The organism is Sphingobacterium sp. WOUb80 (assembly GCF_050058145.1).
Classification (GTDB): domain Bacteria; phylum Bacteroidota; class Bacteroidia; order Sphingobacteriales; family Sphingobacteriaceae; genus Sphingobacterium.
This window is the reverse complement of the sequence record NZ_CP165617.1, coordinates 5,049,220-5,075,219: the sequence shown is the minus strand read 5'-3', so window position 1 is coordinate 5,075,219 and position 26,000 is coordinate 5,049,220. Positions and strand designations below refer to the sequence as shown.

Annotated in this window: 19 protein-coding genes, 1 tRNA gene and 1 pseudogene; 8 read left to right on the top strand and 13 right to left on the bottom strand. The window is 40.8% G+C overall.

Going from position 1 to position 26,000, the window contains the following annotated elements; translation table 11 throughout:
* The first annotated feature begins 1 nt into the window (after position 1).
* Both AB1Z56_RS21090 and AB1Z56_RS21085 read left to right on the top strand, forming a co-directional pair.
* Positions 2-1,807 (top strand): RagB/SusD family nutrient uptake outer membrane protein, encoded by a 1,806-nt coding sequence (locus AB1Z56_RS21090; protein WP_309367308.1) that lies wholly within the window; start codon positions 2-4, stop codon positions 1,805-1,807.
* Positions 1,808-1,870: 63 nt separating this feature from the next.
* On the top strand, positions 1,871-4,252 hold the full coding sequence (locus tag AB1Z56_RS21085; protein WP_426790035.1) for a PQQ-binding-like beta-propeller repeat protein: 2,382 nt from the start codon (positions 1,871-1,873) through the stop codon (positions 4,250-4,252).
* Positions 4,253-4,453: 201 nt separating this feature from the next.
* Here the strand turns inward: AB1Z56_RS21085 and AB1Z56_RS21080 are convergent, their stop codons facing one another.
* Positions 4,454-5,089, bottom strand: a complete 636-nt coding sequence (locus AB1Z56_RS21080; RefSeq protein ID WP_309367306.1) for a carbonic anhydrase family protein — start codon at positions 5,087-5,089, stop codon at positions 4,454-4,456.
* Positions 5,090-5,592: 503 nt separating this feature from the next.
* On the opposite strand from AB1Z56_RS21080, the gene AB1Z56_RS21075 reads away from it, so the two are divergent.
* Positions 5,593-5,943: a hypothetical protein gene (locus AB1Z56_RS21075; RefSeq protein WP_426790034.1), complete on the top strand. Its 351-nt coding sequence runs from the start codon at positions 5,593-5,595 to the stop codon at positions 5,941-5,943.
* A 36-nt stretch (positions 5,944-5,979) separates the two neighbouring features.
* A pseudogene (locus AB1Z56_RS21070) lies at positions 5,980-6,237 on the top strand (hypothetical protein); the annotation flags it as partial.
* A gap of 156 nt (positions 6,238-6,393) precedes the next feature.
* On the opposite strand, the gene AB1Z56_RS21065 reads toward AB1Z56_RS21070, so the two are convergent.
* Positions 6,394-6,465, bottom strand: a tRNA-Glu gene (locus AB1Z56_RS21065).
* A gap of 140 nt (positions 6,466-6,605) precedes the next feature.
* Between AB1Z56_RS21065 and AB1Z56_RS21060 the strand changes: the two genes are divergently transcribed.
* Positions 6,606-9,122, top strand: a complete 2,517-nt coding sequence (locus AB1Z56_RS21060) for a family 20 glycosylhydrolase (RefSeq protein WP_426790033.1) — start codon at positions 6,606-6,608, stop codon at positions 9,120-9,122.
* A gap of 188 nt (positions 9,123-9,310) precedes the next feature.
* Here AB1Z56_RS21060 and AB1Z56_RS21055 read toward each other — a convergent pair whose 3' ends face one another.
* The 3 genes from AB1Z56_RS21055 to AB1Z56_RS21045 form a co-directional block, all read right to left on the bottom strand.
* Entirely contained in the window at positions 9,311-11,800 is a 2,490-nt protein-coding gene (locus AB1Z56_RS21055; RefSeq protein ID WP_426790032.1) for a TonB-dependent siderophore receptor, read from the bottom strand.
* Between the two features lie 142 nt (positions 11,801-11,942).
* A complete protein-coding gene (gene nagB, locus AB1Z56_RS21050) occupies positions 11,943-13,871 on the bottom strand; it encodes a glucosamine-6-phosphate deaminase (protein WP_408733564.1) in 1,929 nt (642 codons plus the stop codon).
* 141 nt (positions 13,872-14,012) lie between these two features.
* On the bottom strand, positions 14,013-15,161 hold the full coding sequence (locus AB1Z56_RS21045) for a methionine aminotransferase (RefSeq protein ID WP_426790031.1): 1,149 nt from the start codon (positions 15,159-15,161) through the stop codon (positions 14,013-14,015).
* A gap of 72 nt (positions 15,162-15,233) precedes the next feature.
* Between AB1Z56_RS21045 and AB1Z56_RS21040 the strand changes: the two genes are divergently transcribed.
* A complete protein-coding gene (locus AB1Z56_RS21040) occupies positions 15,234-15,917 on the top strand; it encodes a peroxiredoxin family protein (RefSeq protein WP_426790030.1) in 684 nt (227 codons plus the stop codon).
* A gap of 163 nt (positions 15,918-16,080) precedes the next feature.
* Here AB1Z56_RS21040 and radA read toward each other — a convergent pair whose 3' ends face one another.
* The 3 genes from radA to AB1Z56_RS21025 all read right to left on the bottom strand — a co-directional run bounded on the left by radA (position 16,081) and on the right by AB1Z56_RS21025 (position 20,411).
* Positions 16,081-17,466, bottom strand: a complete 1,386-nt coding sequence (gene radA, locus AB1Z56_RS21035) for a DNA repair protein RadA (RefSeq protein WP_309367299.1) — start codon at positions 17,464-17,466, stop codon at positions 16,081-16,083.
* Positions 17,467-17,529: 63 nt separating this feature from the next.
* On the bottom strand, positions 17,530-18,690 hold the full coding sequence (locus AB1Z56_RS21030) for a dipeptidase (RefSeq protein WP_426790029.1): 1,161 nt from the start codon (positions 18,688-18,690) through the stop codon (positions 17,530-17,532).
* Positions 18,687-20,411 (bottom strand): serine hydrolase domain-containing protein, encoded by a 1,725-nt coding sequence (locus tag AB1Z56_RS21025; protein ID WP_426790028.1) that lies wholly within the window; start codon positions 20,409-20,411, stop codon positions 18,687-18,689. Before AB1Z56_RS21025 ends, AB1Z56_RS21030 begins: the two co-directional genes overlap by 4 nt.
* Positions 20,412-20,634: 223 nt before the next feature.
* On the opposite strand from AB1Z56_RS21025, the gene xseA reads away from it, so the two are divergent.
* Both xseA and xseB read left to right on the top strand, forming a co-directional pair.
* A complete protein-coding gene (gene xseA / locus AB1Z56_RS21020) occupies positions 20,635-21,921 on the top strand; it encodes an exodeoxyribonuclease VII large subunit (RefSeq protein ID WP_426790027.1) in 1,287 nt (428 codons plus the stop codon).
* A 43-nt stretch (positions 21,922-21,964) separates the two neighbouring features.
* Positions 21,965-22,186, top strand: a complete 222-nt coding sequence (gene xseB, locus AB1Z56_RS21015) for an exodeoxyribonuclease VII small subunit (RefSeq protein ID WP_309367295.1) — start codon at positions 21,965-21,967, stop codon at positions 22,184-22,186.
* Here xseB and AB1Z56_RS21010 read toward each other — a convergent pair whose 3' ends face one another.
* From AB1Z56_RS21010 to AB1Z56_RS20990, 5 genes are all read right to left on the bottom strand, one after another.
* Complete coding sequence (locus AB1Z56_RS21010; RefSeq protein WP_426790026.1) at positions 22,187-22,564, bottom strand: hypothetical protein; 378 nt, start codon at positions 22,562-22,564, stop codon at positions 22,187-22,189.
* A gap of 42 nt (positions 22,565-22,606) precedes the next feature.
* The gene (locus AB1Z56_RS21005) at positions 22,607-23,251 is read right to left on the bottom strand and encodes an MgtC/SapB family protein (protein WP_309367293.1); all 645 of its coding nucleotides are present in this window, start codon (positions 23,249-23,251) and stop codon (positions 22,607-22,609) included.
* 147 nt (positions 23,252-23,398) lie between these two features.
* On the bottom strand, positions 23,399-24,112 hold the full coding sequence (locus tag AB1Z56_RS21000) for a pirin family protein (RefSeq protein ID WP_426790025.1): 714 nt from the start codon (positions 24,110-24,112) through the stop codon (positions 23,399-23,401).
* A gap of 99 nt (positions 24,113-24,211) precedes the next feature.
* Entirely contained in the window at positions 24,212-24,958 is a 747-nt protein-coding gene (locus AB1Z56_RS20995; protein ID WP_426790024.1) for an aspartate/glutamate racemase family protein, read from the bottom strand.
* A 58-nt stretch (positions 24,959-25,016) separates the two neighbouring features.
* Entirely contained in the window at positions 25,017-26,000 is a 984-nt protein-coding gene (locus tag AB1Z56_RS20990; RefSeq protein ID WP_426790023.1) for a DUF4973 domain-containing protein, read from the bottom strand.

Sequence of the window (26,000 nt, the reverse complement as noted above, 5' to 3'; positions counted from 1 at the left end):
CATGAAAATATTTCATTATACTACTCTAGCATTGTCTTTATCACTATTGACAATAAGCTGTAATAAAGACTTTTTGGACCGCAGCAACAAAACTGCTGTCACAGATCAAAATTTCTTTAAAACTCCGGAAGATCTCAAAACCTATACCAATGGCTTTTATCGATTTATTGGCGCATCATATGACGATATCTTCACAGATAATATCGGTGGATTCACAGGAAGCAGCTCAACCAACAATATGCTCCGTGGTACACTAACACCAGGCAACGCATCTGGTTGGTCTGATGAATGGAAAAATTTACGCCGCATCAATTATATGATGGATCACCTTGGTACTGTAACCGGCGATCAAGCACAAATAGACCATTATGTCGGAATTGCCCGTTTCTTTCGTGCCTACATCTACTTCAATTTAGTGCGCGATTATAACAATGTCCCGTGGTATGACACAGCTTTAGGTGCCGAGGACGAAGCAATGTACAAAGCCCAGGACTCGCGCGAGGTGGTTGTTAAACATATTATGGAGGATCTAGAATTTGCTGCAGCCCATATCAGAGAAGATAAAGTGGCTGGTAATTTCAAAGAACGTGTAACGCAAGGAGCAGCATTAACACTGTTAGCCCGCGTTGCCTTACACGAAGGAACATTCCGTAAATACCACGAGGAGTTAAATTTACAAGCTACAGCAGATGAGTTCTTAAAAAGAGCCACTTCAGCATCCCAAGAAGTTATAAATTCTGGAAAATACAAAATTCATAACACCGGTGCCAAAGAAGTTGACTTTAGAACATTGTTCAGCAGCAACAATCTATCTTCGAATACAGAAGCGATTTTCATCCAAAAGAATGACCGTTCGCTGGGTATTGCAAACAATTCACACACGGTATTGGACTGGCAATGGGCATTAAGTGGAGAATTGATGGAAGAATTCCTAACAGCTGACGGGAAATCTTTTACATCGACTCCGAATTACAAGACGAAGACTTTTACACAAATATTTGAAAACAGGGACCCTCGCTTGGCTGAAACCATTATGCCTGCCGGGTTTAAAACTGATCCGAATAACCCTACGGCTTATTTAATAAAACCTAGTTTCGGTGGATATTTACAGATCAAATTCTACCCAAGAGATCCTGCTCTTCGTGGAGGTTGGGATGCAAACTACACCGATCTTCCTATTATGCGTTATGCCGAAGTATTGCTTATCAATGCCGAAGCTAAAGCCGAATTGGGTACGCTTACTCAAGCGGATTTGGATGCAACCGTGAATGTCTTACGTGGACGCGTAGGTGTGCCAGCACTGCAGTTAGCAACAGCTAATACACAGATAGATCCTGTTCTTGCGGCACGCTATCCAAACACACAAGGAACCAATAAAGGAGCCTTGTTAGAGATTCGTCGTGAGCGTCGTGTTGAGCTTGCCTGTGAAGGTTTCCGTTTCAACGATGTATTACGTTGGAAAACAGGTGACTTATTGGCCGTTGCTCCGCATGGAATCTACGTACCAGCATTAGGTGCTATGGACGTTACAGGTGACGGAAGTCCGGATATTGCCATTCTTGAAAATGAGAAAGCAACAGCTCCGATTGACCAGTTACCCGACGCTGTAAAAACCAAGCTCGTAAAATATTACCTCGATGGCGGAGCATTTTATCTCAGCAACGGTACTTCTGGATATATTATGATGACTGTTGATCAAAAAAATAAGCGGTCATTTGTCTCCCCAAAATACTATTACAAACCAATCCCATTGGGGCAAATAACATTGAACCCCAATCTAAAACAAGTCTTTGGATGGGATAAATAGTTAATAATCTTATTCACTTTTTGCTAGCTCTGAAACCGGAGCTAGCTTTTTTATTTAAACAACATGAAATTACTCAATTTACTTGCCTGCTGTCTCCTTCCGATTCCCTCCCTTTTTGCACAACAGCGCATCGGTCGGGTTTTTGAAGATCAGAATGCAAATAACCTGTTCGAGCAGAACGAAAACCTACTCGGTGGAATCACTGTATCCGATGGCTATGATGTGGTAAAAACCAATAAAGACGGAACGTATACACTGCCCTATAACCCCAATGCCCGCTTTTTGTCTGTCACTGTACCCAGTGGCTACAAGGCTACCAAAACACATTACATTCCATTGCGTGCAGATGTCAAAAATCTAGACTTCGCTTTAGTTAAAGATGGGGTCCAGCAAAACGATTTTCTACGCTTTATCCAAATCACCGACACAGAAACACCTTTATACGGACCTTGGATTGATAATGTCAGAAACTACGCCAAACAACAGCGTGCAAGTCTGATCATGCATACCGGAGATATCTGCTATGAACCAGGCATGCTTTTTCATGCCAAGCAGGTTAACACTGAACTCATGGGCAGACCGACTTATTATACCGTCGGAAATCATGACCTTGTCAAAGGTGAATATGGTGAGAAACTATTTGAAGATCTTTTTGGGCCCACTTATTACTCGTTCGATGCCGGGCCGGCTCACTTTGTCGTTACACCAATGCCAAATGGAGATTATAAACCCAGCTATACCGCTGATCAGATCATAGCCTGGCTCAAAAAAGATCTAGCTGCCATGGATAAATCCAAGCCATTGATCTTTATTAACCATGACTTCTTTGTAGGGCCCGACTTTGTACTTAAAGGCGAAAAAGAGCAGATTGATTTAAAACAATACAACCTTAAGGCTTGGTTCTACGGACATTGGCACAACAATTTTGTCTTCAAACAAAATGATGTCTACGTGGTTTGTTCGAACGCGCCTAATAAAGGTGGTATCGATAACTCCGCCGCACAGTTTGTTGTTGTCGATATTGACAAACAAGGTATCAAGAATATCAAACCTGTCTACACAAATCTACGTGACCACATCCAATTGGTGCGGCCTGTGCTCGGTCAGTCACTAAATACGGATCAAACACTTCCAATATTGATCAATGCCTACGATAGTGAGCGACAAATACAGGGCGTAGACCTCACGGTATACTCGCATGAGACCGGAAATCGCATCACCTCAACTTCGCTGACTCCTGCTGGCGACTGGGCATGGCAGGCCAACATCCCTTTCAAGAAACAAAGCCAAAAGGGGCAATATGATGCCCTTATTACGATTCATTATGAGAATGGAGAGCAGACATTAAAGAAAGAGACTTTTAATCTCACCGCCGCAGAAAATAGCACGATTAAACTACAATGGTCCACTTCGGCAAGCGGGAATATCTGGAAGACAAGTCCACTGGTTGCTGGCGATAAGCTTTTCGTAGCAACAATAGATGATGGCTTGGGAACCAATCACGCGATCAAGGCGCTGGATAAACGTAGCGGTAAAGTACTATGGTCGCTGCCAACGATCAATTCCATCAAGCATAAATTACGTTTCAGCGATGGTATATTGCTGGCCACTGATGTTGAAACCAATGTCTATGCGATAGATGCAAATTCAGGTAAAGTTCTGTGGACAAAGAAACCTTCGGCCCCAAGCCTCCCAACCTTTGTTTCTGGTGCCGCTCTTGACAATGGCATTTATTATACCGGGCTAGGAAAACGTATGTCAGCGATTGATATGCATACGGGCAAGCCTCTTTGGGAGGGTGTTGAACCGTCAGGAGGAGAAGCTACACCTGCAGAGCTATCGGTTGTCGGCCAAGTTCTTTTAGCTGGATACAACTGGAATGCGCTCTGTGCTTATGACATCCATACCGGGAAACTTCTTTGGAAACGTCAGGAAGATGGTTTACGTTTTAGAAGTGGCGGGGTTACAGCTCAAAATGATTACATCTATACGACCGGCCTCAATGGCATCTTTAAGATTGATTTAAAAACAGGAGAAATCTTACAGAAGAGCATTAAAACTGACGATTTTAAGGTAATGACAGCTCCGAAAATCGCTGGCGATCTTTTGGTCATGCCAACTTCCACCAATGGAATCAAAGCCTATGATCTACAGACACTGGAAGAGAAATGGCATTTTTCTACAGGAGAAGCGCTTGTTTATTCTTCTGCATATAGTAGTCCCGATAACCACAAACTGGTCGGTACGGTTGAGTCGGCAGTCATCGAAGTCAAAGACAAGTTAGTTTTTGGTGCTTCAGACGGCTATGTCTACGTCCTTAATAAAATGGGTAAATTAATAACAAAATTCAACCTAGGTTCGCCTATATTTTCGGACATCACTGTCGATGGCGATTTGATTTATGTTGCTGATTTCGCAGGAAATGTTTCTTGCTTTAAACTGTAGCATGTATACGTAGAATCCAAAAAAGGGAGTTGCTAACTCGTTCTAAAGTTAGCAACTCCCTTTTTCTTTTTATTCTTAAAAAGTGTACACGACCTTTCGGCTTATGATAAACGAATCTTTGGATACCTGATCTTACCTAAAGTCAGATATGATTGTCCATCCTTTTATTGCAGACAAAACCTGTGCGCCAGTTTTAGCAACTTACATCCAACTTACGCTACCAGTTTCAACGTCATAGTTTGCGCCCACAATCTTAATTTTACCCTCTTCTTCCAGTTTACGGAGCGTTGAGCTTTGTCTGCGGATGTCACGGATCGCATGTTTAATGTTCTGTTGATTTAGTTTTTCAAGCAGCACACTATTTTTTGACGAACGTTCTTCCCCCTGGTCGATCACCTCATTAATGATCGGATCGAAATGATTAATCAAATGATTTAGGTTATCCATTCCCATACCCTCGATCTGCGCAGCATCCAATCCCCCTTTTAATGCTCCACATTTGGTATGCCCCAGAACGACGACAAGTTTAGAACCGGCCACATTGCAACCAAACTCCATCGATCCTAAAATATCCTGATTGACAAAATTTCCGGCAATCCGGATACTGAAGATATCGCCCAACCCCTGATCAAATATAAGTTCAGCTGAAGTACGGCTATCTATACAGCTTAGCACCACGGCAAATGGCCACTGTCCCTCACGGGTAGCGTTCACCTGTTCGAGCAGATCGCGGTTAGCTTTCAGATTATTAACAAAGCGCTGGTTTCCTTCTTTCAGGAAGTCCAATGCCTTTTGTGGGGTAATCGTTGATTGTGTTTCGTACGTATGTGCCTTCATAAAATTTTATTATTTGGAATATTAAAGGTAAAATTAATATGTTACATTTAAATTACCAACAGGACAAAATACGTGTAATTTTTCCTGTTCACTTAACCTACTATTGTACTAAAAGTACGGTGGCATACGGTCATGGGTTCAGAAAGATTGTTTATGGAGAAAATAGCAAAATAATGAAAATATTCTTTACTTGGCTAATGTATATAGCGGCATTATTTTCTGCACTTGTCATATTATTATTCATTTATTTTAGGGTTGACCCATTTCGTAAACAAAGGCAAAGGAAATTGTATTACCAAAGAAGCGAGGAAATAAAAAGGATTAGGAAATCGTATGCTAAAGATACTACGATAATTACTTTAGGTAAATGATGTGCCGTAAATCGTTACTCGTATGAGAATCTATCATCGGACGAAACAGATTAGTTAGCGAGCGATATTTATTAAATATTTTGATTATTTTGAATACACTGAAATCACATTAAGATATTAATTTATATTCTAATGAAAAAACTAGTTTTATTAATTTTATTTCCAATACTTATTATCTCTGTTTGTAGTGCGCGAGTTGACTCCATTCTTTCAAAAAAACTTATTGAGATGGCTACATTGGATCAAGAAATCATGCAAAATCCTCCGAAAAGCATTAAGCCCGCAAGCGAAGAGCATATGCGACTTATCGATAGCATAGCAGCGGTAAACTATCAAGAAGCTAAAATAATTTTTGAGAAGTATGGTTTTCCCGGCTTTGATTTAGTAGGTGAGGAAGGAAGCAAGAGCTTTTGGCTTATTGTTCAGCATTGCGATAAATGGCCAGACTTTCAACGACAAGTTTTAGAAAAGATGGAAATTTAAGTCAAAAATAAAAATGCGCATTCTAAATATTATGTATATCTAGTCGACAGAATAAGAATCCGTTCGGGAAAAAAGCAGCTCTATGGTACACAGGTATCCTATCACACAGATATATGTCAGGCTTTTGTTGCAGATGTTGAAGATCTGGATAATCTTAATAAGAGAAGAAGTGCTGTTGGTTTGGAGACCATTGAAGAATATCTCAATATAGTAAGTGAACATCACTTTCTGAGAAATGAAAAGAGTTTCAGAGAGAAAGGGATCACTCGTGCGACTCTTTATCCTATTGAATAATTTGCCTAAGCCCATATCAGAACTATGCAAAAAGGGCAAGCAGAGGATTGGGCGAATGCCGACTTTTTTTACTATTCGTTAGGGCTGGGCTTGAAAAAACTAAAAAAGCTTGCAATATGAATTGCAAGCTTTTTTAATTTTTAATCTTTCGATCTGTAGCCCGTAGGGGAATCGAACCCCTGTTTCAAGAATGAAAATCTTGCGTCCTAACCCCTAGACGAACGGGCCGTTTTCTGTTTCGGTGTGCAAATATAGAAATATTTATAAATGTGTCAAAATTTTTATATTTTTTTTATTCATTTTTTTTGAAATAGATCATAAAACCCTCTAGAATAGCTATATTTAAAGTCATTGAAAAAGTAACCAACATGACTAATTTAAAAAAAATCAAAAAACCATTACTCTACGCCGGACTGGGCTTGGCTTTATTAAGTCAGGAAGCCTATGCCCAAAAGTCGAGTGCAATCGCAGATCAACTGCAACTCACCTGGAAGGTTAAGGACGGACAGAATATCCGCAAAAATCCGGTATCGACCATTATTTTAAAGAACAAAGGTAAAAGTGCCATCAAGCTAAACGATTGGAGCCTCTGGTTTAATTTTATCCGGTCTATTGATCCCGAGAAGGTAGATAATCGTTTTGCTATTGACCATAGAAACGGTGATCTTTTTCAGGTAAGCTTTAAGAAGAATAACTTTTTACTGAATGCGCAAGATACCGTCCATATCGATTTCATCACAACTGGGCTGGTCAACTATACCGATGGCCCCATTGGCCTCTATCTAAAAAATAACCAAACTGGACTTGCGACAAATATTTCAGATTATTCAGCTATTAAAACTGCACCTCAATCGGAAACTGAAAAGACGGACTACTTTGCTTATAAATACACGCAAAACAAACTTAGCGAAGGTATAGAAGCACAGTCCATTATTCCTTTGCCGAGTAGCATCAGCATCAACAATCAAGAAAAATTCAATGTATCTACAGGAACAAAGCTTTTTGTGGACAATGAATTTGCGAAGGAGGCAACTTTTCTGACAGATTTCCTGAGCACCTATTCAGGCATTAAGCTATCGGCTTCTTCCGGCCAGGGAGGGAGCATTGAAATTGTCAAAACCAACAACCTAAAGCCCGAATCCTATCGCTTGACGATCGGCGCTAAGGGTGTACGAATAGAAGCTTCAGATAAAGCGGGTGCATTTTATGCCATACAATCGCTAAAATCACTGATCAATCATCGCCAATGGAATAAAACGGCAAAATCGATCAACTTACCTTATGGCAATATTGAAGATAGCCCACGCTATGGCTACCGTGGATTTATGCTGGATGCTGCCCGTAATTTCCATAGCAAGGCTGAGGTTTTAAGGCTATTGGATCTTATGGCTGCTTATAAGCTGAACAAGTTCCATTTCCACTTCATTGACGACGAAGGCTGGCGATTGGAAATCCCATCTTTACCTGAATTAACGGCTGTCGGGGCCAACCGTTCGGCTAATTTTGAAGATGGAAAAGCAATACAAGCTGCTTACGGATCTGGAGCGGCGGCCAAATCGCATCAATTCTACAGTGTTGCTGACTATATCGAAATTTTAAAATATGCACAGGCAAGACATATAGATATCATACCAGAGGTAGAAACACCGGGGCATGCTCGTGCAGCAATCAAAGCAATGCGTACCCGTTTTGCCCATTACTCAAAACTTGGCGATAAGCAAAAAGCAGAAGAATTCTTGCTGGACGATGCAGAGGACAAGTCCGTTTACAACTCTGCACAAAACTGGAATGACAATGTTATGAACCCTGCCCTGCCTTCAACGTATCACTTCCTGAGCAAGGTGATCGATGAAATCAAAGCAATTCATGAGCAAGCTGAAGTTCCGTTGAAAATTATCGATCTGGGAGGTGACGAGACACCAAGTGGTGTTTGGGAGAAATCGCCGAAGGTATTGGCTTTCATGAAGGAGAATAATATCGCCAATGTACTCGATGTATGGCCGCTGTATATTACCAAGATTAATGCCCTTGTTCAAGAAAAAGGATTGACGATGTCCGGATGGGAAGAGATGGGCATGCGCAATAAGGGAAAAGGCATGGTTGTAAATGCCGATCTGGGAAAATCAGGCATTCACTTGAATGTGTGGAACAATCTGCCTGGTCAAGGACAGGAAGACCTCGCCTATCGATTGGCCAATGCAGGGTATAAAGTTGTTTATACGAGTGCAGCCAATAACTACCTGGATATGTCTTGGGACCGTGACTTTGCCGATCCGGGACACAGTTGGGTAGGTACGGTTAATCTGAATAGAACCTATTCGTTCTCCCCTGAAAATTTCTTCATCAACTTACGGAAGGATGACACTGGAAAAGATCTTAAACCAGAGGCATATACCAATAAGGAACAGCTTACAGCTGAAGGGAAGAAAAATCTTCTCGGTATCAAAGGTGCTTTATGGGCAGAAAAGGTCTCTACTGACCAACGTCTCGAAGAAATGATATTTCCACGTTTAATTGCGATTGCTGACCGCGCGTGGGCACCCGAACAGACTTGGGAAAAAGGGGATTCTTTTGACGAAGCTACTTATCGTAAATCGTATACCTCCTTTATCAAGAAATTGGGTGAAGACGAATTGAGAAAACTGGACAGGATAAATGGAGGCTATACGTATCGACTTCCAAAAATTGGAATTAAGAAAGAGGGCAACCAACTCCTTATCAATACCGATTATCCTGGTTTCAAAGTATATTATAGCGACAATGGTAGTACGCCAACATTGAAATCTAAAACTGTGAACGGCCCGATACCATTCCAGACTGGCAAGAAATACTTATTTAAAGTATTTGATGCTAACGGACGATCAGGTGATGTGATCAGCTATTAATTCATCGGGATTCAAAATAATGAACGCTATTGGTGTTGATTACGCCAAAAAAAAGCAGCCTAAAATAACATCCATCTCTTCAAGAGCCGGCTATTTGAGATGGCAATTAAGCGGATAAAGGCAAAATAGAATAAAAATAGGGCTGTCCAAAGGTGGACAGCCCTTCTGTTTATATAGACTTTGTATCTTTAAAATTTATAACTCAATGCAACGGCTGCATTTCTTGGATCAATCTGATTAATAAAACCACCGCGGAAATATGAATTCAATCCAATCTCATTGGTGATATTATTTACAAAGACTTTCGCATCAAATTTGCGCCATTTGTATCCTACCTGCGCATTTAATGTGGTATACGCGGGCATATTGAACGGTTCTGTACCATAATATTCGCCGTGTCCATTTGGGGTTAAGCTATATTCATTGACAGGTCGGTCTCCAACATAATAGATTCCCGCACTTAAACTCAGGTTCCTAAGAGCACCTTGATTAAATACATATTGTACCCATGCATTTGCCGTATGTTTTGGAGCATTCATCGGTGCTGATCCATCCATATAGGAAGGTGAATTTTTATATCGCGCATCTAAATAAGCATAGCCCAACATCACCGTCAAATTTTCCAATACACGACCATTCAATTCAGCCTCAATACCGTCACGTACCAGATCTCCGGCCTTAAAGTATAATCCTGTAGGGTCATTAGTCCCAGCCTTATACTCTGCGTTCGTCAAGTTAGAGGTGTAAATATGGAAATAGGTTAAATTGAAACGCAATCGGTTATTTAGCCAATCGGATTTAATTCCCCCCTCAAATTGCTCCGTTTTAGAAGCTCCTGCTGCTGTACCATCTGTTAATGGATTAGCGGCATTCCTTAAGTTCGTTGAGTTTGTATAAGATCCAAATACATTGAAATTCTCAAATGGCGTAACAATCACACCTGCCATTGGATTCCAGGCCGACTCTCGTTTATTACCGTTGGAGGTGAAATCTTTTGTTGTGATTTCAGAATAACGTAAACCTAATACAGCCTTAATGTATTTATTAAATTCGATCACATCCTGCGCCATAAATCCGATAGAAGAGTAATAACTCCGTACAGGAGTTCCGGCGGTATAGCTAATTTGCTTTCCTTTTCGCTGGTTGCCTAAAGAATCGACATAGACAACTTCCGACAGTTCATTGACCCAATCACCGTGGATATCAATAATGTCTATAACAGAACTATTTTGATCAGCCTTTTTCAAAAGGACATTTTTCTCCAGCGGGCTTAATTTTCCTGCAAAAGAAGTTGTTGTCGCATCTGCGATACGATAATCTACCCCTGCCTGAACCAAATGTTTTACTTTACCCGTATAAAGGTCTTTTCCGATCAGGTCAAACTGGAACGTTTTATTTTTATCATCGCGCAGGTTCTTGCTCATTGAGCGCGAGAATGTATTATATTGTTTTGCATCATCTTTAATCAATGAAGATGATGATGACTGGTTATCAACCTGATAAGATGAGGTAGCAATAGATGCTCTGATGCTCCAGCGATCGGTCAATTCATGATTGATCTGCGCCATAAAGCTCTTCATCTCCGTATTATTATTGTCTGAATTGAAACCCAAAAACTTATTGTTTGGAATAACATATAAAGCATTCACCCCTTGCGAAGGATTTAAATTGACAGCGGAATTAACCGGTGTACGATTATCGTTAAAATAATCCCCCTCCAGTGTAATTGTTGTCTTATCTGTCGGTTTCCAGGCCAAAGATGGGTTTAGATAAACACGGTTCGAGGATACACTTTTGCGATAGCTATCGCTGCGTTCATACGCTCCATCCATCCGAAAAGCGACAGTCTGTTTCTTATCCAATACGGTTTGGAAATCAAAGGTCGGGCGGAATTGTCCCCAGCTTCCGGCACGTACACCAATCTCTCCAGAATTCGTGAAATTGGGCGTTTTGGTAACCACATTGATCACTCCCCCTGCATTACCGATATCGGTAATAACACCCTGTGTAACGGCTGCAGAGCCTTTAATCATCTGAATAGATTCCACACCCTGCATATCAACTACGCCGGACGCCGTCTGAAATTGGGAATCCATCCGCACGCCATTCTTCAATACAGGTACACCCCTGAAACCACGTGTTGACAAGGATTCTTTAACTCCACCATAAGAACCAAACAAGGTTACTCCCGGAATATTTCTTACCGCATCAGTCAACGTAAGAATACCCTGATCTTGAATTACCTTATTGGAGATAACAGAAATACTCTGAATCTGATCCGAAGGCTTCAATGGCATACGTGTAATCATTTCCAAGCCTTTTGGCTTTTTATTGCGTTCACCAAACACTTCTACTTCATCAATAGCTTGCTCATTGCTAATCAGGGTAATTGGGTCAATAACCACTTCACGGCTTGCTGAACTAAAAACATAATCAATAGTCGTTGTCTGATACCCCATATAAGAGAATTTGATCACCGTATTTTGGTCTACGCCATGTAGCCTAAAATGACCTCTGTGGTCTGTCCGCACTTTTTTATCTCCTATTGAAACGGTTACTGAACCTAGTGGATTATTTTGACCATCAACAACTTTTCCTTTGACGATTCCCGAAGTCTGACCATATACTGCACCTCCGATTAAAAATGTAGAAGCAAGAGCTAGTAAGTGTTTGTCCATGTTAATAATTTTGGGTAATTATTTTTAATTATTCTAAATAATACCGCAAAGCTATAAAAAACAAGCTATTTAGAATGATTAAAAATAAAAAAGTCCTGAACCACCTAAGGCTCAGGACTTTTTATTTATCTAGACAATTATTTTAGTCAAATTTCCATCTTACAAATGCTTCAATCGCTTCATAGTTTGCTAGACCTAATTGGTCATATAAAGCTGCTGTTTCGCTTGTACGATCTTCAGCACGTACCCAGAATTCGCGTGGATCATCACCAGGGAATACAGGTAAATCCTTTTGAGATTGATGTTTAAAGATGGCTAAACGTTTGCGATAAACTTCTTGTGGAGATAGAGGAACAGCCATTTGGATCTCGTGAATTGGATATTCATGCCAAGCACCTCTATATAACCATAACCAACAATCTTTGGTCCATTCGTCTGTCTTGCTCAATCTGCTCAATGCCTCAAACAGGATATCGAAACATACTTTGTGTGTACCGTGCGGGTCAGCAAAGTCACCTGCAGCAAATACCTGATGTGGTTTTACATGACGCAGTAATTCCATCGTTTGTTGAATATCATCTTCAAAAGATACATTTTTTGAAAATTTCTGTCTATCGTAGAATGGTAGATCCTGAAAATGGATATTTTCATCTGGCAAACCAACCAAACGTGCTCCTGCAATTGCCTCACCTTTACGGATCAATGCTTTGATTTTACGGACAAGTTCAGTATCGATCTGATTTGGTTTTTTTGTTGCAAAAATTGCCCTTTCCTCATCATAAATCCGAGAGATCTGAGCAGCTTCAGCATCTGCCCCTATTTGTTTCGCTAAATCTTCAGCAAACTCGAGATAACGGACGACATCATCATCCCAAACCGCTGTATTACCACAAGTTTGATAAGCAACATGGACATTGTGTCCCTGGTCAGCTAGACGGATAAATGTACCGCCCATCGAGATCACATCATCATCTGGGTGCGGAGAAAATACAATCACATTTTTCTTCGCTGGATTGGCGCGCTCAGGACGTTGTGAATCGTCTACATTGGGTTTACCTCCCGGCCAGCCAGTAATTGTATGTTGAAGTTCATTGAATATACGGATGTTGATATTATATGCTGGACCGGTCTCTGTCACCAGCTTGGCCATACCATGCGCATTATAATCTTCGTCTGTCAGTTTCAAGATTGGTTTTTTAATCTCCAAAGCCAACCAAACAACTGCCTTCTTAATTAGTTCAGGTGTCCAGGTAACGTCTTCTGCCAACCAAGGAAGATCAAAACGTGTCAACAAGGAAGCCGCAGCTTCATCAAGAATAAATTCAACGTTATCTGATAACTGAAGATAAGTTGCAGGAATCTCTGAGGAGATTTCACCCTCAACTGCTTTTTTAATGATCTCAGCCTTTGTCTCGGTCCAAGCCATTAAAATAATCTCTCTTGCTTTGAAGATTGTACCTACTCCCATCGTAATCGCTTTTGTTGGTACATTTTCTTTTCCACCAAAAGCACGGGAAGCATCGCGACGGGTCAAATCGTCTAACGTTACTACACGTGTACCTGAGTTAGGTGCAGAACCCGGCTCATTGAAACCGATATGGCCTGTACGACCAATACCTAATAATTGAATATCTAAACCTCCTGCAGCTGTAATTTTCTGCTCGTAAGCCTCACAGAATGCATTTACTTGATCAGGAGCTAAGGTACCATCTGGAATATTTACATTTGCCGCATCGATATCGACATGATCGAACAAGTTTTTGTTCATAAATGTCACATAGCTCTGATCGGCATCAGGTTGCATAGGATAGTATTCGTCAAGATTGAAGGTAATCACGTTCTTAAAGCTTAAACCTTCTTCTTTGTGCAAGCGAATCAATTCTTGATAGACTTTTACTGGTGTGGCACCAGTCGCAAGGCCCAGCACAGCTTTCTCACCTTTCTCTTGCTTTGCACGAATAATTTCAGCAATACGATTTGCAACGTTTTTCGAAGCTGAATTTTGATCTGGATAGACGCTCACAGGGACTTTTTCGAAGCGTGTTTCTTCCAATAAATTTAATCTAGCCATTTTATGGGTATGTTGATAAACGTGAATTACAAATTTATAAAATTAGTACCTCAAGTTGAAGTAAAATTTTAATAAAGTAGTTCATTCTTAACAATATTTTAAATAAAACCTTTTAGCTATAATTTTAGCCGATAAATAGCCCTAAATCTTTTTCAGAATCTCAACTGCTTTCCATAACGTTTCGTCCTTTTTAGCGAAACAAACGCGTAAAACCTGCTGATTTGTAACCTCTTTATAGAACGCTGACAGTGGAATTGTCGCAATTTTGTGCTGCTCTGTTAGCAGACAGGCAAACTCAAATTCCTTTTCCTCGCTAATAGCACTATAATCTATATTAAGGAAATAAGTCCCTTCGCAGGGAAGAATCTTAAACCGCGATTCCTCTAATCCGTCTTTCAGTAAATTTCTCTTCTGCTCAAAAAAGACCGGAAGTCCCTTTACATAACTTAAATCACTCAAATATTCAGCTATAGCAAACTGCATAGGGGTATTGACACTAAAGACATTAAATTGATGTACTTTTCTAAATTCTTGTGTCAACAGGGCTGGTGCAATACAGTAACCTATTTTCCAGCCGGTTGTATGCAATAGTTTTCCGAAGGAGGCAATGACAAAGCTCCGCTTGCGCAAAGTAGGAATTCCAATAACGGATTGCGGCAGGACCCCATCAAAAACGATATGTTCGTACACTTCATCACTCAGCAACAGCGTGCTGGTACCTTCCAATAAGGTCCCTAACTTAATCAGCTCTTCTCTATCTAATACTTTTCCCGTTGGATTATTCGGATTATTGATGATTATCAATCGGGTTTTAGCATTAATTAATGTGGCCACATAATCCCAGTCAATCTGAAAATCGGGCGCCAATAATCGTACAGGTACAACTTTGCCTCCAAACAGCTCAATAGTCGGCGCATAACAATCATATGCAGGCTCAAATATAATAACCTCATCCTGCGGTCTAACAACGGTCGCAATAGCTGTAAAAATGGCCTGTGTACCTCCTGCGGTGATGGTCAGTTCTTCCGTTGCGTCAACCTCAACGTTATAAATCTCCTTGTATTTTTTGACTATCGCATCCCTTAGGGGCTGTGCGCCGATCATTGGTGCATATTGGTTATATCCCTTTTCCATAGCCTTAGCAACCAATTCGACCAACTTCGGATCGGTCTCAAAATCGGGAAAACCTTGGGAGAGATTTAATGCCTGTTGCGCATTGGCCAGCATGGTCATTTTGGTAAAGATCGTCGTGCCGACATGTGGAAGTTTAGAAGTTAGGTTGAAGTTCATTTTTTGACATTTTATTAATCTACTAAATTAGTGGATTTTCTTATATTTGTAAATATATATAAGAATAGTAACATGATAAAATACATCACACTACTTTTTTTGGTTCTGCCATTTTCCGGATCCGCACAGAAAAAGGAACTTACTAAAGAGGAGTACATCGCCCGTGTCAAGGCTGCTCCAGATTCGATCTCCACATTGGTTGACTTACGCCGCGTTGGAGGTTATGATCCAGTCTATCCCGAGCTCCAGGCGCTCTATAATACATTGAGTAAAAATGTAAAGAACTCCAATGAGGGAAAAGAGTTTCAAGACTATTTAAATACCTTAGAAACAGTTCAGATTGGGAAAATTGCCCCTGCATTTACGCAAAATGACACCAGTGGAAATCCCGTCAAACTTTCAGATTTTAAAGGAAAATATGTGCTGCTTGATTTTTGGGCATCTTGGTGTCCGGATTGTCGTGTTGAAAGTCCAGATCTTGTAAAAACATACCAACAGTTCAAAGGTGAAAACTTTGAGATATTGGGTATTTCCTTTGATAAGGACCGCAACTCATGGATTAAGGCCATTCATGCAGATAAACTACACTGGAGACATGTTTCGGATCTAAAACGTTGGCAGAATGATGTCGGAACATTATATGCCGTAAAATCTATTCCACAGAATGTCCTGATTGATCCCTCTGGGAAAATTGTTGCGAAGAACTTACATGGTGATGCCTTGCGCGCAAAATTGAAAGAAGTATTGAAAAAGTAATATATAGACGGTCAAGACCACTAAAAAGACCATGCCCTTATAAAAGCATGGTCTTTTTAGTTTAACAATGAATGTGTTCCTCAACGGGAAGACAGAGAAAGATTATCCAAACAAATAAGGCTATTCAACTATACCGTGTATTTCCATAGCATAGCCGTATTTCCTAACCAAATAAGGCACCGAATATATCTTCTAACTTGGCGACAGGGCGAATAGCAATATTATATTTTTTCGCGTCCAGACCTTTGGTGTTAAATTTAGAAATAAAAATACCGTCAAATCCCAGCTTTTCGGCCTCCTGTATCCGCTGTTCGATCCGATTTACGGCTCTTATCTCGCCCGATAAGCCAACCTCGCCTGCGAAAGTCAGATTGGAGCGAATTGGTATATCTTGCTGTGAAGAAATAATCGCCACAACAACGGCCAGATCAATTGCAGGATCTTCTACGCGCAAACCGCCGGCGATATTCAAAAATACATCTTGTGCACTCAGCCTGAAACCAAAACGTTTCTCCAAAACGGCCAAAAGCATATTTAACCGTTTCGTATCGTAACCCGTAGAAGAACGCTGTGCAGTACCAAATGCCGAATTACTGACCAGTGCCTGTACTTCAATCATCATCGGTCGCATTCCTTCCAGCATTGCTGCAATGGAAACTCCACTAACAGGCTCGTCACGTTGCGAAATCATAATCTCAGAAGGGTTTGACACTTCTCTCAGTCCCGATCCCTGCATTTCATAAATCCCGAGTTCTGAAGCCGATCCAAAGCGATTTTTTACTGCCCGTAGAATCCGGTAGACATGATGGCGATCGCCTTCAAATTGGAGCACCGTATCCACCATGTGCTCTAAAACCTTGGGGCCAGCAATCGATCCGTCTTTGGTAATATGCCCTACGATAAAAACCGGTGTGCTCGTTTCCTTCGCAAACCGCAGCAGTTCAGCGGTACATTCGCGTACCTGAGAAACCGACCCCGGAGCGGATTCAATCTGTGAAGAATGCAAAGTCTGTATGGAATCGATGACAATGACATTGGGCTGTACCGTCTCGATCTGCTTGAAAATATTTTGAGTAGATGTTTCCGTCAGGATATAGCAATTGGCCTTGGATGATTGCGACAGGCGTTCGGCCCGCATCTTAATCTGCTGTTCACTTTCCTCTCCGGAAATATAAAGTGTCTTGACCTGTGGAATAGACAAGGCAAGCTGCAACATCAAAGTCGACTTGCCAATCCCGGGCTCTCCACCGATAAGCACCAATGATCCCGGAACAATACCGCCACCAAGAACCCGATTGAACTCTTGATCAGGCGTGGATATACGTGACTCATCTTGGTAAACAATTTCGTGAATAATCGCAGCTTTATTCGCCCTTTTCGTATTGCTTCCTGTTGTAGAACTACGCCATTCAGGGACTTTTGAGCTCGCTTTTTCGACGACTTCTTCAACAAAACTATTCCATTGCTTGCAAGAAGGACATTGTCCCATCCATTTGGGAGATTCATAGCCACAGTTTTGACAGAAGTATGCTGATTTTGATTTTGCCATGCTACGAATTTACAAATTTATAGCTGTTAAAAGCCTAATGACATGGCCAAAAAACCGAAGAGTTTATCGTTCATTTTCTTTTAAAATCCGCAAGAAATTTTGTCCCATGATCTTCGCAACATCCGTCTTTGTATATCCTCTCTCCAACAGCGCTTTGGTCAATAGCGGAAATTTAGAAACATCTTCCAGACTTTGAGGGGAGGATTCTATGCCATCGAAGTCCGAGCCTACAGCAACATGATCAATACCCACTTTTTTGACCAGATAGTCAATATGATCCAATAATTTCGATAGCGGAGCATCAGCTTGCTGTTGAAGTTCTTTGGGCAACTTTTCATACATAGACCAAGTACTCAATTTTGTCTCCCCCTGATCACCAAATTTACTTATATACAAACCCTTGAGCCTTGTTTCATACGCTGGATCCAAAAAACCTGAATAAAAATTCACTCCAACGACACCACCATTTTTTTTCAGCGCCTCCAATTGTGCATCTTTCAGATTGCGGAAATGTGGACATAATTCATAGGCATTGCTATGGGAAACTAAGATAGGTTTGGTCGTTATTTCCAGCACGTCATAAAAAGTCTGTTCGCCACCGTGGGACAGATCAACCATCATGCCTAGTTCGTTCATCTTCCGGATAATTGCCCGCCCTTGGTCTGTTAACCCCTTATCCTTAGTGTTCATACCGGCCGATTCCATCGCGGCACAACTCGCCCAGGACAAATTGTAGTTCCAGGTCAACGTCAGGTATCTGGCACCACGCTCATAGAGCCGCACGAGATTATCAATACTTCCTTCGATCATATTCCCCCCTTCCACACCGATCAAAGCGACTATTTTTCCTGTTTTCAATATCGAATCGATATCTCCTGAAGACTTTGCCAAACTTATTTTATCGGTATTCGCAGTAATCATTTTCTCCAAGGCATCTATTTGGTCATTTGCGTGCTTGAATGCATCAGATTTCCATTTAGTATCATCTGACCATACGGCAAATACCTGGACATCTACACCTCCCTCCCGAAGCCGCGGCAAATCAGTCGCTCCTGTCTTTAATCGCTGACCGATATTCTTCCCCTGAAAAATTGATTCATAAATCACATCATTGTGTCCATCGACGACAACCAAATCCTGATGTATCTGCTCATAGTCTTGGCCGTACACAGCACTATTGAGCACCGTCATTCCTAGTCCGATTAATAAGAGGTCCTTGATCATTTTTGACTTTCGTTTATCGATTCATAAATAGCATCCTGAATCCTGCTTCTGATATTCAGATCCAATAACCTGGTACTCACCTGAGGATGCACGCGATTAGACAAAAAGATATAGATTAATTGATTTTGCGGATCAATCCAGATACATGTCCCCGTATATCCAGTATGCCCAAATACGGAGCTATTCGCCAGCTTAGATGGGTATTCATTTTTTGGATTTGGATCCCAGCGATCAAATCCCAAACCTCTACGGCTTGTGGCAGATTGCTTGGAGGTAAATAGATCTATTGTCTCAGTTTTAAAATATCGCTCCCCCCCATACTCGCCTCTATTCAGTAAAAGCTGACCATAGATTGCCAAATCGTTTGCGGTAGCAAATAATCCGGCATGCCCGGCAATTCCACCAGCCATTGCCGCCCCCTGATCGTGTACATAGCCTTCTAACAATGTTTTTCGAAAGGAGGAATCTTGCTCGGTAGGAACAATCTCATCTTTTGCAAAACGTTCTCTGGGAAGATAACCAGCACGCGTCATCCCCAAAGGTTTATAAAAATTTTCTTGCACATAATCTTGTAGAGGCCCAGCAGTCTGATGTTCAGCAACTTCCTTCATCACATACATGCTGATATCACTATACACGTAGTTTCCTGTGGGTTTGACTGGTGATTTTAGCATCTCAGGCCACATGACATCACGGTAATAATGATTGAGGATATAGCTATTGTCTGCCATTTTCACCTGATGGTTATCATCGCGTACCGACACAACATCTCCTGCTTTCAAATATTTATAAAAAGGAATAAAGGGCGTAAATCCCGCTTCATGCAGCATGACGGAACGAAGCTTAATATCTTTTTTATTGCTATATTTTGCCTGCCATAGGTAGTGCCCCATGGTGCTGTCCAGATTAATGACATTCCTTTCGGTAAGACGCATAATCACGGGCGTAGTACCTGCAATCTTACTAACAGACGCTAGATCAAAGATATCGTTGGTTTTTGTGGAGACTTCTTTGGAGTAAGTGTGAAATCCGTAAGATTTCTCCAAGATTACTTGTCCATCTTTCACGATCATGACCACAGCTCCCGGTGTAGCTTGCTCATCAATGGCTTCTTGTGCTATGGCATCAATTTTCTTGGTCAGCTTTGTCAGATTTAGATTAGAACTTGATGCAGCACCATACTGTAACCTTGTCTGTGCTGTTTTGACATGACCGGCAGTGATCGGGGCTCCGCCAAAAATTGACATCGCCAGATGGCGCTGCCCTATTTCTGAATCAGGGGCGAGCAATTCAACCAAGTCAGACTGCAGGTGTTCAGATAAACTCTTTTTGCGTTTTTCATTTTCAAAAAAATGGCAAAGGATTACTTTTTTATTGTTTAATACAGCCTGTTTTAACTGGGCTAAGCAATCGGCCTCCAAATCATCTTCCTTTCCGGCCACAATAATCGTATTGTAATATTTGATATCCTCATCAAATTTGCTAAAATCAAAAATTTTGATGTTTGCATAGCGAGCCAATTGCTCCGTAAATACACTATATTTTGCAGCATTGGGAACAACGACTGCTATATGATGCTGATCCAGATTTTTCAGAGGCAATAGCTGATCCAGGTTATTGAAAAGAATCGTTTCGTTTTTAATCGTAGATTTATACTGAGCAAACAAGGGGGAAATACAGAACAAACCTGCAAATAATACCCCGAAAAATCGTTTTTTCATTCTGTTTTTATCGTTTTTTAGGTTCTATCAAATAAAAATACGAATAAAATTATGAAGCAATAGGACTCCCAGCAAAAAAATCAATTTTGTTACTCTTGCAACCTTTGTGGATGTATACATTCAGCAGTAAACATAGCCCGTCAACATTTTGAGCAAATTTCCATTGGGCTTGATTTAGTTGGCTCCGATTGCATCATGAAGGTTTTTTCTGTAAGTTTGACTAATGCCAGAATTGATTCAAGATAAAACAATATTTTCCTTGCTGGAAGTCAGCCGCAGTATCCAAAAGACACTTGCAGAGCGGTATAAGAGTTTATACTGGATCAAAGCCGAGATGAACAAGCTCAATCATTATACGCATTCTGGCCACTGCTATCCAGAACTGGTTGAAAAACAGGATGGTAAAATTGTCGCCGAGATTCGGTCCATCTTGTGGAAAGCTGATTACAATCGTATCAACAACAATTTTCTTAAAGTCGCGCAAGAACCTTTACGAGAAGGGATCACGATGTTATTTCAGGCAAGTATTTCCTATGACCCCATGTACGGGTTAAGCTTACGCATTGTTGATATTGATCCGACTTTTACCTTAGGTGAACTTGAAAAGGAGAAGTTAGACAGTATTCGAAAGCTAAAGGCCGAGGGCATCTATGAGTCGAATAAATCACTGGCCTTTCCAGTTGTTCCCAAAAGGCTTGCAATTATTTCAGTGGAAACGAGTAAAGGGCTTTCAGATTTCTACAAGATTATCAACCAAAACCCATGGGGCTACCGGATAGAATGCACGCTCTTTCCGGCCTTATTACAAGGGGACAAGTCGGTGCCTTCTATTATCAAGCAGCTTGCTGTTATTGCTGAAAAAATCAGTATGTATGATGTTGTCGCTATTATTCGTGGCGGCGGTGGGGAGGTCGGACTTTCCAGTTACAACAACTATCTATTAGCACGGGCTATTGCTATATTTCCTATTCCTGTATTGACGGGAATTGGGCATTCGACCAACTATACCGTTAGTGAAATGGTCGCGTATAAGAATGCGATTACCCCCAGTGAACTTGCCGATTTTCTGATTCAGAAGTTTCATAATTTTGCCATCCCGATCGATCGGGCTGCAGAACGTATACAGCAGCTGATTCTTACCCGATTTAAAGAAGAACGTAATATACTCGCTCAATTGGCAACACATATTCAATGGGTTGGAAAAAGAGAAATTCAGACTTCAAGCACGGCTATACAACAAATTCAAAATGAGCTTCACTCATTAATAAAATTACGGTTTTATGAGTGCAAAACAGCGCTGGCACATACCGAGCGGATTATTCAGCTCTCTGATCCAATTCGCCTTTTAAAACAAGGTTTCTCAATTACGAAGGTCAATGGTAAACTGATTCAATCCGTTACACAAGTATCTCCAGGAGATGTCATACAGACGATACTTGAACATGGGGAACTAATCAGTACCGTAACAGATACATCTTCCAAGGAAACCCAAGACGATACCAAAAATTAAGTGAGCTATATAAGACACAAAAATTTTAAGCAAGAATAAAAGAATGGAACAAAATTACACCTATACAGATGCCTTCAATGAGTTACAGATCATTGTAAGGGAGATTGAAAATGGCACAACTAATATTGATGAGCTGGCCGGAAAAATCAAGAGAGCATCCGATCTCATTCAAGTCTGTAAAGCCAAATTAACAGCAACAGAAGAAGAAGTAAACAGCTTATTGCAAAAGCTATCCCCGAATCAGGATACTCATGATGAGCAATAGCTAAACTAAACGACAAGGCACATCGAGGTCCTCAGTAAAATAATAGCTGGCACATAAACGGTGATAGCCATCTGCAATAATCAATTTGCCATTTGTCCGAACCAACAAAATTGGAGACAGTTTTTCTTTCTTCTTGATCTTTCTCAGATTTTCCTTCACATGGCGATTGGTTTCAGGGAGCAACGGGAGTGCACTTGCCCGTAAAATATCTTTTGATTTCTTTTTGATTGTACTGGTGCCCCTAAGTTTGTCAACAAAGACCTTACATTCTGCCGGAACAAATAAAAGTTCCAAATAATCGTAAGCTGCAGGGAAGTCATGTTCCTGGGGATCAGCTAGCCAAAACACTGGCGTTTTTTCAATTTTAACGGTACCCATATGCTGAATTCTATAATACTTTCCAGAGAAATATCGCCTTTTTTAATATTGATAAGCGACGACCTGCCTATCACGTCGCACTGTTTCAACAAACGCTCTATGTTTAGTGACATTCCCCGTCAATCGCCATACGGTATTCAAACTTTCTTTGTTATAGCGCTGACTTACAATAACTGCCTTAAATCCCATCCGCCGGATTAGCTGCTCCGTATGTTCAAAGTCTGCTTCAGAAGATGTTTGCAGTTCATAGTCTTTTATTTTGTGATAATTATCAATATAGGTCTGTAAATAAGTTAACAGTGCCAAAATGATTAAAACCAGCCCAACGCCAATAAACGCTAAAAATATGTATCCGGCACCGACACACATTCCCAAAGAAGCGGCTGCCCAGATCGTTGTAGCCGTGGTTATACCGCTTACTTTATTGTCTTCCTTGAAAATCACTCCAGCTCCCAGGAAACCAATACCCGTAATAATATTTGCCGCCAAACGATCTGGATTTGCTAGTCCAATTTTCAACGAAAGAATAGTAAAAAGACAAGATCCGAAGCTCACCAATATAAAGGTTCTTAAACCAGCTGATTTATTCCGATACTCACGTTCAATACCGATCAGCAGACCTATTAGGACTGACAACAAAATAAGCACAACATCTTGTGTTTCGAAAGGCCGTAAAAGGTTATCCATGGGTTTATTTCTTCTTCATCCAATTTAAGAAAAATAGGGAGATCTATCAAATGATCTCCCTATTAAAGAATAACTTTTCATTGGCCAATACAAGGGAACTCCCATCAGCAGTAATGATGTATCATAGTAAGCTTGATTTTCATCGAGCTAATACATCGGCACCTCAATGAGCAGCAACGATGTATCATAGTAAGCTTCAATGCTTATTTTTTTTGCTTCATACAGACCAATAGCATCCCTTCTTGAAAGCGTTTCATTTTCGACAAGGACCTTTCCTTCCAAAACAAAAACATAAAGTCCATTTTTCTCCGAATGAACAGTATATTCTATTTTTTTGCCCAGGTCTATATCTGCCAGATTAAAATAGGCATCCTGATGGATTTGAACGGCATTGTGATCCGCTTTATCTGGTGACACAATGGTCACAAACTTATTGTGCTTATCCAGCTGAAGATAAGATTTCTGATCATATTGCGGTTCTAAATCCCTTTCATTCGGTATCACCCAGATCTGAAGAAATTTAACAGGATCTTTCTGATCACCGTTAAACTCAGCATGCTGTACTCCCTTGCCTGCCGACATAATCTGCACATCACCGGTTTCAATTGTCCGTCCATTGCCCATACTATCCTGATGTGCCAATGTCCCCTCCAGTGGTATGCTAACAATTTCCATATTGTTGTGATCATGTCGGTCAAAACCCTGCCCTCCTTCTACTTGATCATCATTAAGCACCCGTAATGCTCCAAAACTCATTCTGTCCGGATCGAAGTATTGCCCAAAACTAAATGAATGAGCACTTTTCAGCCAGCCGAAATCAACATGGCCCCGATCATTTTCACGGTATATCATCTTTTGCATCTTGTCCTCCTTACTGCATAAGCTTCTACTTACCAAGAGGCAAAACCCATACCAACAGGAATTTACGTTGACAATATGACAATTTGTCAAAAGAGATCACTACAATGGTTTTAACTTATCTGGAGCAACCGCATGAACGAGCGCACGCGCAAGGATCCGATTTGGATCTATGATAATCATACCATTGTAATCCCTTTCCGGAATAGCCAAAGGCAACTCCGCACAACCCAAAATAATGACCTGTGCACCCTTTTTTTTCAGGTCATCCATGACCAGCAATAAATCCTCCCTTGCTTTATTAGCTATTGGTACCGGTTGTGCCTTTATTCCATAATCTTCATCATAGATCGCATTATTTACCTTTTCTTGTTGCGGTCCTTCTGGCTCGACAACAATGAAGCCTTTACGGATAAAAGCCTCCCGATATAAACTGCAAATCTGTTCCCCCGCTGTAGATAGTATTCCTACTGTCGTTTCGGGATAGTTTCCGTCCACAAAACGGACGGTCTCATGAACGATATTTAATAGTTTCAATGCACTTCCGGTGCGAGCCATTTCATCCTGCACAACAGAAAAAATAGGTTCTGCATGTGCTGTATTGGATGGAACAGCCGCTATGGTCGCTCCTGCCATTTCCAGTTTTCTTAAAATCTCTGTAATAGCTTTTCCAGGATTATCATTTGATTTATCCAATAAATATGCCGTTCGATCAGGGATCACATTTGGACATGAGAATAACAATAGCGGCAAGTGTTCCTGATCGGATCTTGCCGCCGTTTCATCTATAATTTTCTTTGCAATATCTAGACCTCCATAGGGGCCCAGTCCACCTACTATTCCAATCATAAAAACTATTTTTTTATATCTAGATATAACCAATAGTCTTACAAATGGTTTGTAGAAATTACCATTCGATAGATTGATCTTCGTCAGGGATCTGTGTGTTTAACTGCCGCTCTAAGATCAGTGATCCCGAAACCTTGAATTTAATTGCTGTCGTAGAAACCAGTGTATAATCTGTGAATTCATAATCCACATTATTTATCGTAATATAACGATGTAGTAAATAAGGCCGTACAGCATCCATTTGTTCCGAGACGGTATAACTTGCATCTTTTTTAACAGCAAACTTCATATTTGGATTTTCGGCTCGAAATGTAACTCCGCCTGTCTCATTAAACGTTGCAAAGACTTTATAATTTTTCCTGTCTTTACGATCTTCATCAATATTCCCCGCATAAAAGAAAATTGTGTTTTCATCAACCACATAACTTCTAATTTGACTCTTTACAATCGGTGTTTCACTTTCATGTCCATCCATCACAACTTTTAAAGCTGTACCACTGTAAGTTCCTGAATAACTATTGAAAGGATTGACACGTAGCAATGCTTTTTTATAATATTTGCGAGGATTTATCTTGTACTTAGCTGCAGGATCCTCTAAAATCGTCAGTGGAAGAACCCATTTTTCGGCCATATCAATTCCTTTCAGCGAAAAATCAATCGCCATTAATGCCGTGTTTTCTCCTGACTTTATATTCACCGTTTGGGGAATAGAAAAATAACTGTCATTCAGCTGTTTGTAATAAAAGTCCTCTCTGGTTTGAAAACGCTCATAATTCAATATGCCCAATGTGTCCGGATCTACCGCAACACGTACTGAAAGATCACTATTATTTGTTGTCGATCCGCTCACTTCCAACGGCTGTAGAAATGTTGTTTTTTGCGCGTCTTTATAGCGGACATAGATATTTGCGACTCCTTCACTTTCCAAAGGGGCCTTAAATGAAACGTAGTGTTCGAATTGTTCCTCTTTCCATTCATCGTTGCAAGCATTGCAAACGAATAATACCACCAGGAACAAAAGCTGTATAGATGACTTTTTCAT

Excerpts from the sequence above, each read along its gene's own strand:
- AB1Z56_RS21060 (WP_426790033.1), top strand. The coding sequence starts at position 6,606 with ATGACTAATTTAAAAAAAATCAAAAAACCATTACTCTACGCCGGACTG.
- AB1Z56_RS21005 (WP_309367293.1), bottom strand. The coding sequence starts at position 23,251 with ATGGATAACCTTTTACGGCCTTTCGAAACACAAGATGTTGTGCTTATT.
- AB1Z56_RS21025 (WP_426790028.1), bottom strand. The coding sequence starts at position 20,411 with ATGAAAAAACGATTTTTCGGGGTATTATTTGCAGGTTTGTTCTGTATT.
- xseB (WP_309367295.1), top strand. The coding sequence starts at position 21,965 with ATGGAACAAAATTACACCTATACAGATGCCTTCAATGAGTTACAGATC.
- AB1Z56_RS21075 (WP_426790034.1), top strand. The coding sequence starts at position 5,593 with ATGAAAAAACTAGTTTTATTAATTTTATTTCCAATACTTATTATCTCT.
- AB1Z56_RS21045 (WP_426790031.1), bottom strand. The coding sequence starts at position 15,161 with ATGAACTTCAACCTAACTTCTAAACTTCCACATGTCGGCACGACGATC.
- AB1Z56_RS21055 (WP_426790032.1), bottom strand. The coding sequence starts at position 11,800 with ATGGACAAACACTTACTAGCTCTTGCTTCTACATTTTTAATCGGAGGT.
- AB1Z56_RS20990 (WP_426790023.1), bottom strand. The coding sequence starts at position 26,000 with ATGAAAAAGTCATCTATACAGCTTTTGTTCCTGGTGGTATTATTCGTT.
- AB1Z56_RS21090 (WP_309367308.1), top strand. The coding sequence starts at position 2 with ATGAAAATATTTCATTATACTACTCTAGCATTGTCTTTATCACTATTG.
- AB1Z56_RS21010 (WP_426790026.1), bottom strand. The coding sequence starts at position 22,564 with ATGGGTACCGTTAAAATTGAAAAAACGCCAGTGTTTTGGCTAGCTGAT.
- AB1Z56_RS21085 (WP_426790035.1), top strand. The coding sequence starts at position 1,871 with ATGAAATTACTCAATTTACTTGCCTGCTGTCTCCTTCCGATTCCCTCC.
- AB1Z56_RS21040 (WP_426790030.1), top strand. The coding sequence starts at position 15,234 with ATGATAAAATACATCACACTACTTTTTTTGGTTCTGCCATTTTCCGGA.
- AB1Z56_RS21030 (WP_426790029.1), bottom strand. The coding sequence starts at position 18,690 with ATGATCAAGGACCTCTTATTAATCGGACTAGGAATGACGGTGCTCAAT.
- AB1Z56_RS21000 (WP_426790025.1), bottom strand. The coding sequence starts at position 24,112 with ATGCAAAAGATGATATACCGTGAAAATGATCGGGGCCATGTTGATTTC.
- radA (WP_309367299.1), bottom strand. The coding sequence starts at position 17,466 with ATGGCAAAATCAAAATCAGCATACTTCTGTCAAAACTGTGGCTATGAA.
- AB1Z56_RS21080 (WP_309367306.1), bottom strand. The coding sequence starts at position 5,089 with ATGAAGGCACATACGTACGAAACACAATCAACGATTACCCCACAAAAG.
- xseA (WP_426790027.1), top strand. The coding sequence starts at position 20,635 with ATGCCAGAATTGATTCAAGATAAAACAATATTTTCCTTGCTGGAAGTC.
- nagB (WP_408733564.1), bottom strand. The coding sequence starts at position 13,871 with ATGGCTAGATTAAATTTATTGGAAGAAACACGCTTCGAAAAAGTCCCT.
- AB1Z56_RS20995 (WP_426790024.1), bottom strand. The coding sequence starts at position 24,958 with ATGATTGGAATAGTAGGTGGACTGGGCCCCTATGGAGGTCTAGATATT.